The sequence below is a fragment of the Mycobacterium sp. genome (assembly GCF_050701675.1).
GTDB lineage: Bacteria > Actinomycetota > Actinomycetes > Mycobacteriales > Mycobacteriaceae > Mycobacterium.
The window spans coordinates 1-1,897 of the sequence record NZ_JBOGDD010000623.1 but is presented as its reverse complement, the minus strand read 5'-3'; the positions used below and the strand labels follow the sequence as shown (position 1 = coordinate 1,897).

Annotated in this window: 3 protein-coding genes; all 3 read right to left on the bottom strand. The window is 64.4% G+C overall.

Annotated elements, in window-relative coordinates; translation table 11 throughout:
- On the bottom strand, positions 1–270 hold a 270-nt coding region (locus ACRDUX_RS19190; protein WP_526415608.1), incomplete at its 3' end, for a mannan-binding protein.
- Positions 271–292: 22 nt separating this feature from the next.
- On the bottom strand, positions 293–943 hold the full coding sequence (locus ACRDUX_RS19185) for an Rv1363c family protein (protein ID WP_526415607.1): 651 nt from the start codon (positions 941–943) through the stop codon (positions 293–295).
- Positions 944–968: 25 nt separating this feature from the next.
- Positions 969–1,897: MCE family protein (locus ACRDUX_RS19180; RefSeq protein WP_526415606.1), on the bottom strand; the 929-nt coding region annotated here is incomplete at its 5' end.

The following is a 1,897-nucleotide window of genomic DNA, read 5'->3' as shown; positions in this document are numbered from 1 at the left end:
GTGCACGCCGACCCGCTTCCAGTTCTCGACCAGAGTCCTCAGGTATTCACGGACGACTGGTCCGGCAACGGCGTCGTCGACGAGTTCGGAGGGGATCGCCACCGTGATGTCGCGTACCGCATTGCGTTCCGAGCGCACCGAAGTCTGACAAGATTGACCGTTCCACTGTCCGCCCAGCTCGTCGCAGAACGACACCGCCGAAGCCGCCGCGGCGGGAGCGGTGACGGCAACTGTCAGCACCGCGGCGGCCGCACCGAGAAGCAGGCTCATCTGCATATTCGCACTCCGATCATCAGGGCAGCGTGACTTGGCTTGCCCGCCAACGACCGTCGACGAATTCCATGGTCATCTTGATCCTGCTGCGGTCGATGCGCGGATCGGGAACGTTGGTGTTCGACACCGATTGGTCGACGAAGAGCAGCACGACCACTTTGTTCTTGGTTTCGGACTGGATCGCCGACTCGACGACGACCCCGTGGGCTGACGCCTTGTTGTCGATGAGCAACTGGCGGAGCTGGCTGCTGGACTGCGAATACATGTCCTTGAACTCACCGGTCGCGCCGTCGAGGACCTGATTGAAGTTCTCGTCGACCTTGTTGGAGTCGATGCTGGTCAAGATCTGCGCATACGCGACTGCCGCCTGCTCGGCTTGCTGGCCCGCACGCGTCAGCTCCCGTTGTTGCCACCACATCCAGCCAAGAGTCCCCGACACACCAAGCGCCGCAACGAAGACCACGGTCACTACGGACACGAGCACGCGACGCGGCCATGACCGTTGCCGGCGTTCCTCCTCGTCGACATCGGTGGCATCGGCGTCCGAGTCCTGTTCGTCTGCCTCGGCGGCTGTGTCAGCGGTATCGCCGGCTGGCGCGGATTCCACCTCATCAGAGGCACTTTCGTCCTCGGTCTCGGCCTTGTCGTCTGTCGTCACTGTCATCATCATCTCCTCGGATCGGCGGGTCGGTGATTCAACGGGGTGGCTCGATCGGCAGCACTGGGCCGCCGTATGGGGTGGGAATGGTGAACCGGCCCTGCGGGGTCGGGTCGGTGATTCTGCCGAGATCCGCGCCAGGCGGCGGACCCGCGGTGTCGTCGCCGGCCGGCCGCGGCGCGTTCTTGGCCCCGCGGACCAGCACACCGGGATGATCGTCGCGGCAGTAGGTGTACATGAACGGTTCCGGGTAGTCCGCCGAAGACGGTGACCGGCGGGGGGTTCCGTAGTCGCACGAGTAACGCGGGTAGATATCGCCTGTCGCCCACAGCCCGTGATCGTGCATGACGCTGCCGATGGCATCGAGTGCGGAGGTGCGGTAGTTGGGGAAGAGCGCGTTGAGGGCGGGCACCCGCAGATACAGCAGTTGTGAGGTGGTGGTGAGGCTCCCGAGCAGTTGCACCATGGTGTCTGAGTTGTCGGCGAACAGGTCATCGACAGCGTTCAGGGAACCCGGTGCCTGCTCGGTGAGCCGGCGGTAGCCGTCGCGCATCCGGTTGATGCCGTCGAGGGTCCGGCTCAAATTGTCCGAGGCGACGGTGATTCCGGCGCTCTTGTCGGCGGCCATCGTCAGTACTATCCGGCTGGACCGCAGCACGGTCGTCGTCTCCGGAAGCACCGAATCGAGTGCCGACAACAGGAAGGTGCCGCCGTCGATGATGTCGGCGAGCTTCTGCGGCCCAGCATCGCTGAGGCTCAACTCCTTCTTGATGATCTCGAGTTTGGCCGTGTCGACCTGGGCCAGCGCCCCGTCCGCGTCGGCGAGCAATTTCGCCAAACTGACCGGTACGGTCGCCTTGCCCTGCCGTATGACGCTTCCGTCGCTCAGGTATGGCCCCGCATCGGAGGTGGCGGCGAAGTCGATGTACTGCTCGCCGGCCGGCGATAGTCCCGACACCCGAACAT

Coding starts and splice junctions, on each gene's coding strand:
- ACRDUX_RS19185 (WP_526415607.1), bottom strand. CDS start 943: ATGATGATGACAGTGACGACAGACGACAAGGCCGAGACCGAGGACGAA.